Raw genomic sequence first — 16196 nt, forward strand, 5'->3', positions numbered from 1 at the left:
GATTTACATCCTGCTGATTGCGAAAGGCCAGCAACAGGGCTATGAATAGATTAAGAATTCTGGAATCGGAGTCCGCAATGTTAAAAGTTCTTGGCCGTACTTCATCAATAAACGTGCGAAAAGTTCTGTGGCTGTGCGCAGAACTCGATATTGCGTACGAATTAGAACCCTGGGGCGATGATCCACAATCGCTGCACTCGAAAGAGTTTATGGCACTCAATCCCAACGCCATGGTGCCGGTAATAATCGAGGACGACTTCGTGCTGTGGGAATCCAACGCTATTCTGCGCTATCTCGCCAACAGCAATGGCGGCGAATGGCTCTATCCCGACAATCCCCGCGCGCGCGCGCCAGTTGATCAGTGGATGGATTGGCAAGCCACCGAACTTAACACGTCCTGGCGTTACGCATTTATGTCGCTGGTGCGCAACTCGCCGGCGCATCAGGATCCCCGCTTGCTGGCGGCGGCGGTGAAAGGCTGGACGCACACCATGAACATACTCAACCAGCATCTGGAGAAAACCGGGCGCTATGTCGCAGGCCGCAATTTCTCGCTGGCCGATATTCCGGTTGGGCTGGCGGTGAACCGCTGGTTTGAAACCCCGCTGGAACACCCTGACTTCCCGGCGGTGCAGACTTATTACGAACGCCTGACCGAACGCGAGCCTTACACCACCTGGGGCCGCAACGGCAAACCCTGATCCTGTCCCGGCGCGAGGCCTGTCATTTCACAGGCCAGCGCGCCGGTGCGCTGCAGCGCCCACGTATAACGTTCATCAAACGGGTAGCAGCAGGAGAGGCGCAACGCATTTTTGTAGCGATCGCTCAGGGAGTAGAGCGCGCCCGGCGTCACACAGATTTGCTCCTGCAGCAGACGATGAAACATCTCTACGGTATCAATGTTCCCCGGCAGTTCGACCCAAAAAACAAATCCGCCGCGCGGCAGGGTCGCGCGCGTGCCCTGCGGAAAGTGGCGTGCCAGAATCCCGCGCGCCGCATCCAGATTGGCGGCATAGCGCCGACGCAGCGTGCGCAGATGATGATCGTAGCCGCCGCTGGCAAGAAATTCGGCCAGGGTTTCACTTAACAAGCGTGATTCCGCCATCGACGACACCGCTTTGAGGTGAGCGATAGCGTCATGAAAACGCCCGGCAGCAGTCCAGCCGACGCGGAAATCAGGCGCCACGGTTTTGGTAAAGCTGGTGCAGTAAATCACCCAACCCTCGCTATCAAACGCCTTTACCGGCGGCGACAGCGGCCACTCAAACTGCAATTCGTCGTACAAACCATCTTCCAGCAGCGGAACGTGGTAAGTGTTCACTAACTTCGCCAGCCGCTTTTTATTCTCTAGCGGCATCACATATCCCAGCGGGTTCTGCGCGCCGGGCATGGCAATCACCGCCTGAATCCGCTTCTCCTGCAGCAGCATCTCCAGCGCATCCAGCGACAATCCCTGCTGCGGATCGGTAGGAATTTCCAGCGCTTTCAGCCCCAGCGACGCCAGCAGCGGGAACAGGAAGAAATAGGTCGGCGACTCCAAACCAATGCAATCGCCGGGTTTAGTCACCGCGCGCAGCGCCAGCTGGAGTGCTTCCATGCAGCCGTGCGTCAGTGTGATCGCCTGCGGCGGCAAGTTGATGCCGTTGTGCAGGGCACGACGCGCAATCTCCTCCCGTAAGCGCTCACTACCGGGTGGAAGCGCATAGCGTCCGATAATGTCGGGATTCTGGCGCAAAATCGACGCAGTAATTCGCCCGATTCGTGCCGCCGGATAGAAGGTGCCATCCTGCGGACAGGCTAATGAGATATTGGTGTAATCGGGATTATTTTGCGCCGCGAACACTTGCTCAATCAGCTCCAGCTTCTGCGCGCTGGGATCGTTGATTTTTGCCGGCAACGGTTTTACTGAACGCGTCACGGCGGGCAGCACGCCACGCACGTAATAACCCGACTGCGGCCGCGATTCAATCAGGCCGCGATCTTCGAGGATTTGCCATGCATTGAGCACGGTATTGATACTCACCTGATGCGATTGTGCCACGCGGCGTATCGCCGGCAGCCGTTTACCCGGCTTCAGCGTGCCCTGATGTATCGACTCGGCAAAGCTATCGACCAACTGCTGATACAGCGTTTGACCGGATGAGAGTGGAAGGGACACAAAAGCCTCCGCGCGCGATGGGTACAATTCATTTTTGAGACAACTGTACCCATTACAATAGTGGTTTTGTGTCTCTGTTTCCATTGCAACATACGCATTAGCATGAAGGCATCATTGATTCTTCAGGAAGCGCATCATGCTCGATCCCTCATTCTTCAGCTACGTCACCGTGATGTCGATCACGCCGGGTCCAAATAACCTGCTGCTGGCAACGTCGGGTGTTAACTTTGGCTTTAAACGCACGCTGCCGATGCTGTTTGGCATCCTGCTAGGCTGCGCAATACAGATGCTGCTGGCGAGCGTGGCGCTGGATGCGCTGCTGCACTGGATGGGCGCGATTCGCCTGCCGCTGACGGTAGTCGGCTGTAGCTATCTGCTGTGGCTTTCGTGGAAGATTTTCCGCGCTGGCGCACCGCAGCTACGCGAACGTCCGCGTCCCATGACGCTAATTGGCGGCATCTGTTTCCAGGCGGTGAATCCCAAGGCCTGGTTGATGGTCACCAACGTGGCGCTGATGTACGCCAACAGTAACGGCGTGCTGACGGTGCTACTGGGATTCGCCGCACTGAATCTGCCGTGCATTTTGATTTGGGCAGCGCTGGGCGATCGCCTTCGCAGCCATCTGCAAGTCGCGTGGAAACGTCAGGCGTTTAACAGTTTGATGGCGCTGTCGCTGGTGGCGACAACTGCGTGGATGTTGTACGACGCGGTGCTGCTGAGCTAGCCATAAAAAAGAGGCCGCTTTCGCGGCCTCTCATCTTGCCAACATCTGATACTACCTTGTTACTTGCCCACCACGTGCGCGGTTTCGCGCGCTTCATCGTTGGCGGCATCGGGTGTAATCACCGGTTCGTAGTCGAGTTGCAGCACGCGACTGGTATCGGCCAGCACTTTCTCGGTCAGTGCGACGTCGCCGTTCAGCTTGCGGCCCCACGATGGGATCACCATGCGGATTTTGGTCTGCCACTCCGGTGAACGCATCTGTTCCGGGAAGGCTTTCGCCATCAGCTCAAGCATAATCGGTGCGGCGGTGGAGGCGCCCGGCGAGGCACCCAGCAGGGCGGAAATGGTGCCATCTTCCGAAGTCACCACTTCAGTACCAAGACGCAGCACGCCACCTTCAACGGCATCGTTCTTGATGATTTGCACGCGCTGGCCGGCAGTGACTAAACGCCAATCTTCCTGCTTCGCCTGCGGCACGTAAGCGCGCAACGCTTCCATACGATCGCTGTCGCTTTGCAGCACCTGATCAACCAGATATTTCACCAGGTCGAAACTTTTCAGGCCAACCTGCACCATCGGCTTGAGGTTGCTGGTGTTCATCGCGCCGAACATATCCAGCAGCGAACCCTCTTTGAGGAATTTGGTTGAGAAGGTAGCAAACGGCCCAAACAGCAGCACCTGTTTGCCATCCAGCACGCGGGTATCGACGTGCGGCACCGACATCGGCGGTGCGCCGACGCTGGCTTTGCCATACACCTTCGCCATATGCTGTTTCACCACGTCAGGATTTTCCGTCACCAGGAATGAACCGCCCACCGGGAAACCGGCGTAGCCTTTCACTTCCGGAATGCCGGATTTCTGCAGCAGCGGCAACGCCGCACCGCCGGCACCGATAAACAGCTGGCGCGTGGTCAGCACACGATTTTCACCGCTGGCCAGATTATGCAGCGTGACCTGCCAGCGACCGTCGCTCAGGCGTTTGATATCACGCACTTCCTGGCGCAGACGCAGGCGGAAATTGGCTTTCTTCTCTAACGAGGCAATCAGCTGACGCGTTACTTCACCGAAGTTCACGTCGGTACCCATTTCAGTCCAGGTCGCCGCCACTTTCTGTTTGCTGTCGCGGCCGTTCATCACCAGCGGAATCCACTCCGTGATTTGATCGCGATCTTCAGAGTAATTCATGCCGCGGAACAGCGTGCTTTTCTGCAGCGCATTGAAACGCTTACGCAGGAATTCAACGTTATCGTCGCCCCAGACGAAACTCATGTGCGGCGTACTGTGGATAAAGCTTTTGGGATTGCGCAGGTTGCCTTTCTGCACGTGATACGCCCAGAACTGACGCGAAATCTGGAACGATTCATTAATCGCGACCGCTTTGGCGATGTCGATGCTGCCATCCGCCTTCTGCGGCGTATAGTTGAGCTCCGCCAGCGCGGCGTGACCGGTTCCGGCGTTGTTCCAGCCATTAGAGGATTCAACGGCCACATCATCAAGACGTTCAACCATCTCGATCGACCAGTCAGGCTCGAGATCTTGCAGCCATGCGCCCAAAGTCGCACTCATCACGCCTGCGCCAATCAGCAGTACGTCGACGTCTTTTCGTTCCTGAAGGTTTGCACTTTCCATTGAAGCGGCGGCGAGCGCCAGATTTACCGCAGTAGTACTCATGAGGCGACATCTCCTCTCTCTGTTGACCTGAAGCTCAACAGGTTCGCAGGCGAAATAGCCGCGCTTCTTTCGAGCGCGTGGCGCTATCTCTCAAAGGTTAAGACTCAGGTATAAGTCACGGGGACGATAACGGTTAACTGCACGTTATGCATATGCATTCGAATATAACATTCTCGTATCGGAATTAAACGTTTGTTTATTTTTTAAAGGCGGAAATGATTCAGCATAAGAATTAATCAGCTCAACCTCGCGGTCATAAGGGATTTTTATCTCTTAATCAGACGGTTAGCGTAATGCAGTTGTTACGCTATTGTGAGGGGTTTTGACCGGGGTGAAAACGGCGGGTGATATGCATCACATTTTAATGTGTTGAAAAATATATGTTTTAACTAAATTGATTATTTATGCGGATTTTATGTTGCGCGATATTTCGCCATGTCGTGTAAAAGTAATGTTACATTTTTGTGGTGATGAATTGAGGTCTGGCCGCGTAAAGCTGCCAGAAGAAAAATGCATCACCTTGCCGGAAAAACGATCAGCGCGATCGGCGGCGCCACAGGAAGCGAATGACGAAAAACTCGATCGCGCCCAGCAGCAAAAACCACAAACTAAAGACGATGGTATACAGCTGATTAACATCCATCAGATGCAGGGTTTCCTGCAATTGTTTTGCCAGCTCAATACCAAATGAAGGCGCGGGCAGCAGCAGGGCGGAAAGAAAGCCTAGCAGCAGAATGCCGCCTGGGATGATCAGCGTTTCGAATGGGTTATTCATGGTCATTGTCCAAATCAGTTAGCGCGGGCATTAGCGCATAAAACCGCGCTACGGTGCAATCCCCGCGCCGGATCGCGCTCAGAAATTTCTTCTATTCCATTCACTTAGCGTCAAAAATAGCGGAAGTTAAGAGTTATAGCCTTTGCTATACTTAAATCCCTGATTTTACTATCTTTTTTTTGACGTTTTTGCGTGTTAGACTGCGCGCACTTTTTCATTACTGAACAATAAATGCGGACAAGTAGCGGCTTTAACGCCGGTTCCGCGGCATTGATTAAAAACCCATGACATTTATCGCAACCCTGATTTTGGCCTTTGGCATGTCGATGGACGCTTTCGCCGCAGCACTGGGCAAAGGCGCGTCGCTGCATCGCCCAGGTTTCAAAGAGGCGCTGCGAACCGGCCTGATTTTCGGCGTTATCGAAATGTTGACGCCGCTGATTGGCTGGGCAATTGGCCTCGCGGCCAGCCGCTACATCATGGCGTGGGATCATTGGGTGGCATTCGTGCTGTTAACCGTGCTGGGCGGCCGTATGATGATGGAAGGTTTTCGTCAAACCGCTGACGAGCCGTGCGAAGCGCCGCAGCGTCATGGTTTTATGGTGCTGGCGTTAACCGCCGTCGCCACCAGTCTTGATGCGCTGGCCGTCGGTGTTGGCCTGGCGTTCCTGCAGGTGAATATCATCATGACCGCCGTCACCATCGGCGCGGCGACCACTATCATGGCAACCACCGGCGTATTGGTTGGACGCTTTATCGGCCCGGTGATGGGCAAATGGGCGGAAGTGTTGGGCGGAGTAGTGCTGATCAGCATTGGCTGCACCATTTTAAGCGAGCATTTAGGCTGGTTTAACTAACCACGTTGTCGTTGTGCCATTCATGGCGACCTCTTCTTAACACCCGCACCAACCCCCAATTCTGTGATCTACTTCAAAAATAATTGCGGTAAAAACGCTCAGCGGCTATACTTTTTGCGTATTTCTTCAACAATTTTTGAACCAGGTGCTTTATGAAACGCTTTTTCCGCTACGTGTTCCGTTCTTATGTCGAGACTTTCAAACACGTACCGCCGGGTGCTTTAAACTAAGCATTCCGTCAAATACCCTCGATAATCGCGGTCAGGGATCGACCTGTGGTTATCAACGATTTTCTTATCTCTCCAGCCGCTAATCTCCCCATTTTTCCCCTAACTCGCTGATAAAACTCCTCAGCCATTAGATTTCGATCTGGCTATAGCCGCACGTTATACCCCGCTACTAAACAAGCATTCGTCACCCCATCTTCTGCGTGAAATAGTCAATTCAGGCCCTATAAACCGTCTGAAACGAGAAACATCATGCTGATCCCACAACCTTATTTACTCTTCCTCGGCGATGTAACCGATCCACTGGCCGCTAAAACCGCACGCGGCATTCACGTCTGGCGTCCAGAGCAGTGCGTTGGCGAAATCAAACTGCCGGGCTGCACCGTCACGCTTGGCCTCGACGTCCTCGACATCGCCGCTGCCAAAGCGCGCGGTGCCAAAACGCTGGTGCTCGGCACCGCCAATGCCGGCGGTTACTTGCCCACGCATTGGCTCGACACGGTAAAAAGCGCCCTCTCTGCCGGGATGAACGTGGCCAGCGGTTTGCACCATCGTCTGGTGGATGAGCCGGAGCTGGTGGCGTTGGCCAAAGAGTTCGGCGTTGAGCTGTTCGACCTGCGCCACATGCGCCCAAAACTGGAGGTCGGCAGCGGTAAAAAGCGCACAGGTAAGCGTGTACTTACTGTCGGCACCGATTGCTCGGTAGGCAAGATGTACACCTCGCTGGCGCTGGAAGCCGCGATGCGTGAACGCGGCATGCAAGCCGATTTCCGCGCCACCGGCCAGACCGGTATTTTGGTCGCGGGCGAAGGTATCGCGATTGATGCAGTGATTGCCGACTTCATCGCCGGCGCGGTCGAAGCGCTGTCGCCAGCCAATGACGCCGATCACTGGGATATCGTTGAAGGTCAGGGTTCGCTGTTCCATCCTTCCTATGCTGGCGTCAGCATGGGCCTGATCCACGGTGCGCAGCCGCACTGGCTGGTGATGTGCCATGAAATGGGGCGTCCGCATATGCGTCATCTGCCGCATCAGCCAATGGTCAGCCTGAAAGATTGCGTTGAAGCCAACCTGCGCGCAGCGCACGTTACCAGCGACGCGGTTCAGCTGGCCGGTTTCGCCATTAACACCTCGAACTACAGCGAAGACGAAGCGCGCGCCTATTGTGCAGAGATCAGCGCCGAATTCGGCGTGCCTGCCACCGATCCGGTGCGTTTCGGCATTGCGGATATCGCCGCGCTGCTGCAGGAGCGTGGCTAACATGCGGCGCATGCAGATTGAAGTGCTGGAATTGCCGCTGGCGCGTCCGTTCGCCATCTCACGCGGTACGCGCACCGCAGTCACGGTGATTCGCGTGACGCTGGAGCAGAACGGTTTTATTGGCCGCGGCGAATGTACGCCAACGCCGCGCTACGATGAAACGCCAGAAAGTGTCAACGCCGAACTGGAAGCGCTGCGCGCCGACATGGAAGCGGGCCTGAGCCGCCTCGATCTGCAAAGCCGTTTGTCTGCCGGTTCAGCGCGTAATGCGCTGGACTGTGCGCTGTGGCGTCTCGATGCCGCGCTGGCGAAGCACACGCTGTGGCAACAGTGCGAGCGTCGTCAGCCGCCATCGGTGATCACCGCCGAAACTCTCAGCCTCGACTCCATCGAAAACATGGCTGCCGCCGCTGCCGATGCGGTATCACGCGGCGCCATCCTGCTGAAAATCAAACTTAATCGCGACGACATTCTGGAGAAAGTCGCCGCGATTCGTCAGGCCGCGCCGCGCGCCACCTTAATCATTGATGCCAATGAAGCCTGGTCGGGCGTGGATTTGCCCAGCCTGTTCAACGCGCTGGCGAGTTTTAACATCGCGATGGTCGAGCAGCCGCTGCCGGCGGGTCAGGATCAGGCGTTGCAGCGCTTCACGCACCCGATTCCGGTGTGTGCCGATGAGAGCTGCCACACCCGCGAGGACATCGCGCCGCTGCGCAATCGCTACGAGATGATCAATATCAAGCTGGATAAGTGCGGCGGTTTGACCGAAGCGCTGGCGATGGTGGAGGAGGCGCAGAAGCACGATATGCGGTTGATGGTCGGCTGCATGCTCGGTTCTTCACTGGCGATGGAAGCGGCGCTGCCGGTGGCGATTGCCGCTGAACATGTCGATCTTGATGGCCCCATTTGGCTGGCCGCTGATAGCTCGCCCTTCCTTTCTTACGCTCAAGGCCAAATCTGGCTGTAACCCGCATGCGGAGCAACGATGACGGACACTTTACTCACATCCAACGCCGCCAGCGTTGCCAATTCAAAACCGGTGCTCGCGATTCAGGATCTCAGCGTCAGTTTTCGCGGCCGTAGCGGCGAAAATCAGGCGTTGAAGGGCATCAGTTTTAACATTCATCAGGGCGAAATTGTCGCCGTGGTGGGCGAAAGTGGCTCGGGTAAATCGGTCACCTCGCTGGCGGTGATGGGCTTGCTAGCCGCATCCGGGCGTATCGATCGCGGCAGCATGCAGTTCCGCGATCGTCAGGGCCACGCGCATCAGCTTGCCACGCTGAATGAAACCCAGCGCCGTGCTTTGCGTGGCCGCGAAATGGCGATGATATTTCAGGAGCCGATGACCTCGCTCAATCCGGTGCTGCGCGTCGGCGATCAGCTGACTGAAGCGCTACGTGACCATCAGATTTGCGACAAAAGTCAGGCCGACGCGCGCGCACGTGAATTACTGCGCCAGGTGCGCATCGCCGATGTGGACCGCGTAATGAAAAGCTATCCGCATTCGCTGTCGGGCGGCATGCGCCAGCGCGTGATGATTGCGCAGGTGCTGGCCTGCGATCCGCAACTGCTGATCGCCGATGAGCCGACCACCGCGCTGGATGTCACGGTGCAGGCGCGCATTCTGCACATCCTACGCGACCTGCAACGCGAGAAGCAGATGGCGGTGCTGTTCATTACTCACGACATGGGCGTGGTGGCAGAAATCGCCGATCGCGTGGTGGTAATGCTGCGCGGCGAAGTGGTTGAACAGGGCACGGTAACTGAAATCTTCAACGCGCCGCAGCATCCTTACACCAAAGCGTTACTGGCGGCGGTGCCGAAGCTCGGCGATATGCGCGAACACGCATGGCCGCAGCGTTTTCCGCTGTTGGGCAGCAATGCTAGCGATAACAGCGAGCAGCGCACCGCGCGCTATGACGAAACGCCGCTGCTGGATGTGCGTGGCCTGAAAGTGTACTACCCGATTCGCAGCGGGATTTTCTCGGCGCTCACCCATCAGGTGCACGCGGTGGAGCAGATCGACTTCAGCCTGTGGCCGGGTGAAACCCTGGCGATTGTCGGCGAAAGCGGCTGCGGTAAATCCACCACCGGCCGCGCGCTGATGCGGCTGATTAACAGCGACGCCGACAGCATCCATTTCCAGGGCAATGAAATCGCCAACCTGAAAGAAGCGCAGTTCCAGCCGCTGCGCCGTGAAATCCAGATGGTGTTTCAGGATCCTTACGCCTCGCTCAATCCACGTCTCACTGTCGGCTTCACCATTGCCGAACCGCTGCTGCTGCACGGCAGGGTGAAATCGCTGGAAGAAGCGTCGCCGCAGGTTGATGCGTTGCTGAACAGCGTGGGCTTATTGCCGGAACATGCGCGGCGCTATCCGCACGAATTTTCCGGCGGCCAGCGCCAGCGTATTGCGATTGCGCGCGCCATGGCGTTGAAACCCAAAGTGATCATCGCCGACGAAGCCGTCTCGGCGCTGGACGTCTCAATTCAGGCGCAGGTGGTGAACCTGATGATGGATCTGCAACAGCAAACCGGCGTGGCGTGGATTTTTATCTCGCACGACATGGCGGTGGTGGAACGTATCGCTAACCGCGTGGCGGTGATGTATCTCGGCCAGATTGTTGAGCTGGGCCCGCGCCAATCGGTGTTCAACCAGCCACAACATCCTTATACCCAACGTCTGCTGGCCTCGGTGCCGGTGGCCGATCCCCAGAACCGGCAACCCCGCACTTTCGAAGAGGGCGAAATTCCTTCGCCGCTGCGCAAGGTGGGAGAAACGGTCATTAAACCGCGTTATCGCCAGGTTGCCCCGCAACACTGGGTCGCTGATTTTGTTTCGCGCTAACCCTCAATACCAGGAGATTTCATGAACCCGATTTTTCGCCGTACTGCGCTTGCGCTGGGATTGACCCTCTCGCTGGCCGCCGCCGCTCAGGCGCAGGATTTGCGCATTTCGATGTATGCCGACATCACCGGCCTCGATCCGCACGATACCTCCGATAACGTCAGCTACTCGGTGCAGAGCGGCATCTTCGAGCGTCTGTTCCAGTTCGATGCAAAGATGAAGCTGCAGCCGTGGCTCGCCACCAGCTACACCAGCAACGATAGCGCCACCGAATTTACCCTGACGCTGCGTAAAGACGTGACCTTCCAGGACGGCACGCCGTTCGATGCTGAAGCGGTGAAAGCCAACCTCGATCGCCTTGCCGACCAGAGCAAAGGCCTCAAGCGCAACAGCCTTTACAAGATGATTGCTAAGGTAACGGTGCTGGCGCCGGATCAGGTGAAAATCGATCTGAACCAATCGTTTGGTGCCTTCATTAACACGCTGGCGCATCCGTCGGCGGTGATGTGGAGCCCGGCGATTCTCAAGCAGTATCCGGAAGAAGCGCAGCTCCGTCTGCATCCGGTCGGCACCGGCCCGTTCAAGTTTGTAACGTGGCAGCCGGGCAAAGCGGTGACGCTGGCGAAATACGACGGCTACTGGCAAAAAGGCTGGCCGAAAGTGGATAACGTGATCTTCTCGCCCAGCCCGGAAGATGCCACGCGCGTTGCGGCGCTGAAGTCGGGCCAGGTGGATGCGATCTGGCCGCTGCCATCCGATCTGATCGCCACCGTGCAGAGCGACAGCAAACTGGCGGTGCAGCGCGATCCAAGCATTTATCTCTATTACATGGCGATTAACACTCAGCACAAACCGCTGAATGATGTGCGCGTGCGGCAGGCGATCAACTACGCCATCGACCGCGATCTGTGGCTGAAAGTGGCGTTTGCCGGCATGGGTAAACCGGCCAGTTCAGCGATTCCGGAAGGCGTGCAGTTCTACCAGAAACAAGCTACGCCGAACTACCGCTATGCGCCAGATGAAGCCAAAGCGCTGCTGAAGGCCGCCGGTTATCCGAATGGCCTCGATCTCAAACTGTGGGTCACCAACGCCACCGCCAGCGTGCGTGCCGCACAGGTATTGAAAGCACAGCTGGCAACGGTGGGCATTCGCGCCACGGTCACGCCGATGGATTCCGGCACGCGCAACGCCAAACTATGGGGCGTGAAGGACCCGAAACAGGCGGAATTTGATCTCTACTACGGCGGCTGGTCGACCTCAACCGGTGATGCCGATTGGGCCTTGCGTCCACTCTACGCCACTGAATCCTGGGTGCCGACCTCGTATAACGTTTCGTACTTCAGCAACGCCGAAGCCGACAAAGCGATTGCCGGTGGCTTAGCCACTGCCGATCCGGCCAAGCGTGGTGAAGCCTACGCCGAAGCGCAGAAAGTGTTGTGGAAAGAGGCACCGGTAGCGTTCCTCGGCACGCCAGACAACCTGGTCGGCAAACGCAGCACGCTGAGCGGTGTGTCGATGCTGCCGGATGGTAACTTCCTGTTTAATCAGGCGACGTTTAAGTAAAGGTTGGGTGGGGTTGGGTGCTCGCTGTCCCCCTACGAATGTGCTTGCTGCACCCTACGAATGCGCTTGCTGCACCCCACGAATGTGCTCGCTGTCCCCCTCCTCGGTCCTCCCCCATAAATGGGGGAGGAAGATGCTGCCACATGCAGCTTCATCACTGGCATGTGGCAGCATCTCCTTCCCCCGCAAGCGGGGGAAGGCCGGGATGGGGGACAGCCAGCACGGTCTGGGGACAGCCAGCACGATCTGGAGACAGCCAGCACCATCTGGGAGCAACCAGCACCATCCCAAAAAATAAAGGAACCGCATGTTCGCATACATCATTCGCCGACTGCTGGAGATGATCCCCGTATTGCTGGTGGTCTCGCTGCTGGTCTTCGGCTTCATCAAACTGCTGCCTGGCGATCCGGCGCGTATCTACGCCGGGCCGGATGCGCCTTTGGCCGCGGTGGAAGCAGCGCGTCAGCATCTCGGACTTAACGATCCGCTGCCGCAGCAATATATCAACTGGATCGGCGGCCTGCTGCGTGGCGATCTGGGCGTCACTTATCGCACCCAACAGCCGGTGCTGGACGTGATCAAACAGGGCTTTATGCCGACGCTGTGGCTGGCGCTGGCCGGGTTTGCCTGGTCGGTGATTCTGGGGTTATTCCTCGGCGTATTTGCCGCACTGAAACGCGGTAAATGGCAGGACTGGACCTTAATGAGCGTCGCCGTCGGCGGCATCTCCATGCCCACTTTCTGGCTCGGTCTGCTGCTGATCCAGTTCGTCGCCATGCCGTTTGGCCTGTTCTCCGTCAGCGGCTTTAACCAGCCCAGCGACATCGTGTTACCGGCGATCACACTCGGTTCCTCGGTGGCAGCGGTGATGGCGCGCTTCACCCGTTCGGCGTTTCTTGAAGTGGCGCAGGAAGATTACGTGCGCACCGCCAAAGCCAAAGGGCTGCGCAATCGGCTGGTAACGTGGAAACACGTGATGCGCAATGCGTTGATCCCGGTGATCACCATGCTCGGTTTGCAGTTCGGTTTCTTACTCGGCGGATCGATCGTGGTCGAAAGCGTGTTCAACTGGCCGGGATTGGGCTGGCTGTTGATCGAGTCGATCAAGGCGCAGGATCAACCGGTGATCCAGGCATTAGTCATGCTGTTCGTGTTTGAATTTATCGTCATTAACCTGCTGGTCGATCTGCTGTATGCCGTGGTCAATCCAGCAATTCGCCTGCGACAGGAGCCCTGATGAGTCTGCAATCTCTGCCTGCCCACGCGCAGGAGGCGATCCGTTCGCCGTGGCGTGATTTCCTGCACGCGCTGGTGCGTAATCCGCTGGCGCTGGTCTCCGGTGGCTTTGTGCTGCTGCTGGTGCTGGTGGCTATTTTCGCACCCTGGCTGGCGCCATGGGATCCGATGGCGCCGGACTGGATGGCGCTGTCATCCCCGCCGTCCAGCACGCACTGGATGGGCACCGACGAACTCGGCCGCGATCTGTTCAGCCGCATCATTTTCGGCGCGCGTATCTCACTGTACGTTGGCGTGCTGTCGGTAACGCTCGGCATGGTGGTCGGCGTGCTGCTGGGCCTGCTGGCGGGCTATTACGGACGCTGGATCGATATGCTGATTATGCGTGGCTCCGACGTGCTGTTCGCCTTTCCCGGCATGCTGCTGGCGATTGCAGTGGTAGCGATTCTCGGTCCGGGACTCAACAACGTGATCATTGCGGTCGCCATCTTCAGCGTGCCGGTATTTGCCCGTATCGTGCGTGCTTCTACGCTGTCGCTGAAACAGGCAGCTTATGTTGAAGCGGTGCGCTGCGCCGGTGCGCCGGATCGCGTGATTCTGCTGCGCCATATTCTGCCGGGCACGCTGTCAAACGTGATTGTCTATTTCACGATGCGTATCGGCACCAGTATTCTGACCGCCGCCGGGCTGAGTTTTATCGGCCTCGGCCCGGAACCCGATGTGCCGGAGTGGGGCAATATTCTGGCGATGAGCCGCAGCATGATGATGGCGGGCTTGTGGCACGTCAGCGTGTTTCCGGGTCTGGCGATATTTATTACCGTGCTGGCGTTTAACCTGCTGGGTGATGCGCTGCGCGACACGCTCGATCCCAAACTGAAGAGCTAAGCATGGACTTTCAACAACTGCAGCGCGACCTGCTGCTGCAACGCTGGCGCAACGAGCGTCAGCTGGGACAACCGCGCAGCGCCAGCGGGCCAACCAATCGCATCAGCGATGTGCCCGGCGTGCGCGTCGGTCACTACACGCTAGCCGACGGCGAGCGACAAACCGGCGTTACCGCGATTGTGCCGCCGGGCGACAATCTGTTTATCCAGCCGCTGCCTTGTGCGGCGGCGGTGTTTAACGGTTTCGCCAAGCCGGTTGGCCTGGTGCAGGTTGAAGAGTTAGGCGTGCTGCAAACGCCGATTCTGCTGAGCAACACGCTGGCGGTTGGCACGCTGTTTACTACGCTGGTGCGCGATGCCATCAGCCGCAACCGCGAGTTGGGCCGCAGCTTGCCCACGGTCAATCCGCTGGCGCTGGAGTGCAATGACGGCTGGCTTAACGATATTCAGGCGCTGGCGATCACCGAAGCGATGGCGCAGCAAGCACTCTATGACGCCACGGCAGATTTCGAGCGCGGCAGCGTCGGTGCCGGGCGCGGCATGAGCTGTTTCAGTTTGAAAGGCGGCATTGGCACGGCATCGCGCAGTATTCCGTCGCTCAACGCCACGCTGGGCGTGCTGGTGCTGGCGAACTTTGGCGCGTTAACCGCGCTGACGCTGGATGGCGTACGCCTGGGTGAAATGATCGCGCCGCTGCTGCCGGAACTGACGCCGCAGCGCGATGCCGGTTCCATCATCATTATTATGGCGACCGATGCGCCGCTCGATGCACGTCAGCTGAAGCGCGTCGCCAAACGCGCCGGTGCCGGTTTGGGACGACTGGGCAGCTATTGGGGCCACGGTTCGGGCGATATCGCGCTGGCGTTTTCCACCCAGCCGCAGCCGCAACCGCCAGAAGAGTCCACGCTGGAACCGCTGCTCGCCGCCGCCGCCGATGCCACCGAACACGCGGTGCTGGATGCCTTACTCAGCGCCGAATCTGTCACCGGTTTTCGTGGCCATCATCGGCCGTCGTTAACGGAAGTATTGGATAAATTAATTCGATGAAAATCTTTATCTCAGCCGATATCGAAGGCATCGCCGGCGTGATGCGGCCGGAACAGTGTTCACCCGGCCACGCCGAATACCAACTGGCGCGTGGACTGATGGAACAGGAAGTTAACGCCGCAATCGATGGCGCCTTCGCTGGCGGCGCAACGGAAGTGGTGGTGGCCGACAGCCACGCGCAGATGACCAATCTGCGTGCGGAAAATATCGATCCCCGCGCGCGCATGGTGCAGGGCAAACCGCGCGGCTTATCGATGGTAGAAGGCATTGAGCAGCAGCCGTTTGATGGCCTGTTCTTTATCGGCTATCACAGCGCGGCGGGTGAACCGGGTGTGCTGGCGCACACCATTAACGGCCGTGCGTTCTGGCGCATTCACATCAACGGCAAGGTGATGGGCGAAAGCGACATTTACGCTGCAGCCGCGGCTGAACAGGGCACGCCGCTGTGGCTGGTGAGCGGCGACGACCAGCTTAAAGGCTGGATTGCCGAGCATTATCCCTCGGTGGATTACGTCTGCGTGAAACGCGCCATCTCGCACACCTGCGCCGAATCCATTAGCCCGCAGGCAGCGCAAAATGTCATTCGCGCTGCAGCGACGGCCGCCGTGCAACGCAAACGCCAGGTCAGCACCACGCGCCTGAGCGCGCCCTATGAGATGCAGCTGCAAGCCAGCAAACCGGTGCTGGCGGATCTGTTCAGCCTGATCCCCGGCGTGACGCGCATTGACGCGGTCACCGTTGGCTATCGCGCCGATGACATGAACACGTTGATTAGCCTGCTGAGCGCCTTCTCCTATCTGGCGACCACGCAGTCGTAATGTAAAATGTGCGATAAATCGCGCCGCTACCAATATGTGCACATACCGTAGCGGCGCAATTTATTGCGCGATGTGGAAAATAGCGTCATCAGGTCGGTCCGCATTTCCTGCTGAATTTTGCTAACCTGC

Annotated in this window: 15 protein-coding genes; 12 read left to right on the forward strand and 3 right to left on the reverse strand. The window is 57.8% G+C overall.

Features of this window, described 5'->3' with window-relative positions; translation table 11 throughout:
• Window positions 1–77: 77 nt before the first annotated feature.
• Window positions 78–701, forward strand: a complete 624-nt coding sequence (locus MWH02_RS17775; RefSeq protein WP_101762777.1) for a glutathione S-transferase family protein — start codon at window positions 78–80, stop codon at window positions 699–701.
• Here the strand turns inward: MWH02_RS17775 and MWH02_RS17780 are convergent.
• On the reverse strand, window positions 668–2158 hold the full coding sequence (locus MWH02_RS17780; protein WP_271461148.1) for an aminotransferase-like domain-containing protein: 1491 nt from the start codon (window positions 2156–2158) through the stop codon (window positions 668–670). The genes MWH02_RS17775 and MWH02_RS17780 overlap by 34 nt on opposite strands.
• A gap of 136 nt (window positions 2159–2294) precedes the next feature.
• Here MWH02_RS17780 and MWH02_RS17785 point away from each other — a divergent pair, with 136 nt between their 5' ends.
• Window positions 2295–2882, forward strand: a complete 588-nt coding sequence (locus MWH02_RS17785) for a LysE family translocator (protein ID WP_101762775.1) — start codon at window positions 2295–2297, stop codon at window positions 2880–2882.
• Window positions 2883–2941: 59 nt separating this feature from the next.
• Here MWH02_RS17785 and mqo read toward each other — a convergent pair whose 3' ends face one another.
• A complete protein-coding gene (gene mqo / locus MWH02_RS17790; protein WP_192236910.1) occupies window positions 2942–4552 on the reverse strand; it encodes a malate dehydrogenase (quinone) in 1611 nt (536 codons plus the stop codon).
• Between the two features lie 535 nt (window positions 4553–5087).
• Entirely contained in the window at window positions 5088–5327 is a 240-nt protein-coding gene (locus tag MWH02_RS17795) for a DUF1158 domain-containing protein (RefSeq protein ID WP_222185956.1), read from the reverse strand.
• A 284-nt stretch (window positions 5328–5611) separates the two neighbouring features.
• On the opposite strand from MWH02_RS17795, the gene mntP reads away from it, so the two are divergent.
• The 10 genes from mntP to MWH02_RS17840 all read left to right on the forward strand — a co-directional run bounded on the left by mntP (window position 5612) and on the right by MWH02_RS17840 (window position 16067).
• Window positions 5612–6184, forward strand: coding sequence for a manganese efflux pump MntP (mntP, locus tag MWH02_RS17800; protein ID WP_101762773.1), 573 nt, complete (start codon window positions 5612–5614; stop codon window positions 6182–6184).
• A gap of 152 nt (window positions 6185–6336) precedes the next feature.
• The gene (azuC, locus tag MWH02_RS23145) at window positions 6337–6414 is read left to right on the forward strand and encodes a stress response protein AzuC (RefSeq protein ID WP_141400269.1); all 78 of its coding nucleotides are present in this window, start codon (window positions 6337–6339) and stop codon (window positions 6412–6414) included.
• Window positions 6415–6663: 249 nt separating this feature from the next.
• On the forward strand, window positions 6664–7671 hold the full coding sequence (gene dgcN, locus MWH02_RS17805; RefSeq protein ID WP_192236912.1) for an N-acetyltransferase DgcN: 1008 nt from the start codon (window positions 6664–6666) through the stop codon (window positions 7669–7671).
• A 1-nt stretch (window position 7672) separates the two neighbouring features.
• Window positions 7673–8638 carry an N-acetyl-D-Glu racemase DgcA gene (gene dgcA / locus MWH02_RS17810; RefSeq protein WP_217549813.1) on the forward strand — a complete coding sequence of 322 codons (966 nt, stop codon included), beginning with the start codon at window positions 7673–7675 and terminating at the stop codon, window positions 8636–8638.
• A gap of 18 nt (window positions 8639–8656) precedes the next feature.
• Window positions 8657–10519, forward strand: coding sequence for an ABC transporter ATP-binding protein (locus MWH02_RS17815; protein ID WP_271461149.1), 1863 nt, complete (start codon window positions 8657–8659; stop codon window positions 10517–10519).
• Window positions 10520–10540: 21 nt separating this feature from the next.
• On the forward strand, window positions 10541–12082 hold the full coding sequence (locus MWH02_RS17820) for a glutathione ABC transporter substrate-binding protein (protein ID WP_110867705.1): 1542 nt from the start codon (window positions 10541–10543) through the stop codon (window positions 12080–12082).
• 307 nt (window positions 12083–12389) lie between these two features.
• Complete coding sequence (locus tag MWH02_RS17825) at window positions 12390–13319, forward strand: ABC transporter permease (protein WP_008106670.1); 930 nt, start codon at window positions 12390–12392, stop codon at window positions 13317–13319.
• Window positions 13319–14203, forward strand: coding sequence for an ABC transporter permease subunit (locus MWH02_RS17830; RefSeq protein WP_007891891.1), 885 nt, complete (start codon window positions 13319–13321; stop codon window positions 14201–14203). The genes MWH02_RS17825 and MWH02_RS17830 overlap by 1 nt, the downstream gene beginning before the upstream one ends.
• A gap of 2 nt (window positions 14204–14205) precedes the next feature.
• Window positions 14206–15249: a DmpA family aminopeptidase gene (locus tag MWH02_RS17835; RefSeq protein ID WP_271461150.1), complete on the forward strand. Its 1044-nt coding sequence runs from the start codon at window positions 14206–14208 to the stop codon at window positions 15247–15249.
• Complete coding sequence (locus MWH02_RS17840; RefSeq protein ID WP_271461151.1) at window positions 15246–16067, forward strand: M55 family metallopeptidase; 822 nt, start codon at window positions 15246–15248, stop codon at window positions 16065–16067. Before MWH02_RS17835 ends, MWH02_RS17840 begins: the two co-directional genes overlap by 4 nt.
• Window positions 16068–16196 lie beyond the last annotated feature (129 nt).

The organism is Pantoea leporis (genome assembly GCF_028048155.1).
In the GTDB taxonomy this organism is placed as follows: domain Bacteria; phylum Pseudomonadota; class Gammaproteobacteria; order Enterobacterales; family Enterobacteriaceae; genus Pantoea; species Pantoea leporis.

What these genes read in the sequence shown, in the direction of transcription:
- MWH02_RS17795 (WP_222185956.1), bottom strand. Translation starts at nt 5,327, where the DNA reads ATGAATAACCCATTCGAAACGCTGATCATCCCAGGCGGCATTCTGCTG.
- dgcA (WP_217549813.1), top strand. Translation starts at nt 7,673, where the DNA reads ATGCGGCGCATGCAGATTGAAGTGCTGGAATTGCCGCTGGCGCGTCCG.
- mntP (WP_101762773.1), top strand. Translation starts at nt 5,612, where the DNA reads ATGACATTTATCGCAACCCTGATTTTGGCCTTTGGCATGTCGATGGAC.
- MWH02_RS17815 (WP_271461149.1), top strand. Translation starts at nt 8,657, where the DNA reads ATGACGGACACTTTACTCACATCCAACGCCGCCAGCGTTGCCAATTCA.
- MWH02_RS17830 (WP_007891891.1), top strand. Translation starts at nt 13,319, where the DNA reads ATGAGTCTGCAATCTCTGCCTGCCCACGCGCAGGAGGCGATCCGTTCG.
- MWH02_RS17785 (WP_101762775.1), top strand. Translation starts at nt 2,295, where the DNA reads ATGCTCGATCCCTCATTCTTCAGCTACGTCACCGTGATGTCGATCACG.
- MWH02_RS17835 (WP_271461150.1), top strand. Translation starts at nt 14,206, where the DNA reads ATGGACTTTCAACAACTGCAGCGCGACCTGCTGCTGCAACGCTGGCGC.
- azuC (WP_141400269.1), top strand. Translation starts at nt 6,337, where the DNA reads ATGAAACGCTTTTTCCGCTACGTGTTCCGTTCTTATGTCGAGACTTTC.
- MWH02_RS17825 (WP_008106670.1), top strand. Translation starts at nt 12,390, where the DNA reads ATGTTCGCATACATCATTCGCCGACTGCTGGAGATGATCCCCGTATTG.
- mqo (WP_192236910.1), bottom strand. Translation starts at nt 4,552, where the DNA reads ATGAGTACTACTGCGGTAAATCTGGCGCTCGCCGCCGCTTCAATGGAA.
- MWH02_RS17840 (WP_271461151.1), top strand. Translation starts at nt 15,246, where the DNA reads ATGAAAATCTTTATCTCAGCCGATATCGAAGGCATCGCCGGCGTGATG.
- MWH02_RS17775 (WP_101762777.1), top strand. Translation starts at nt 78, where the DNA reads ATGTTAAAAGTTCTTGGCCGTACTTCATCAATAAACGTGCGAAAAGTT.
- dgcN (WP_192236912.1), top strand. Translation starts at nt 6,664, where the DNA reads ATGCTGATCCCACAACCTTATTTACTCTTCCTCGGCGATGTAACCGAT.
- MWH02_RS17820 (WP_110867705.1), top strand. Translation starts at nt 10,541, where the DNA reads ATGAACCCGATTTTTCGCCGTACTGCGCTTGCGCTGGGATTGACCCTC.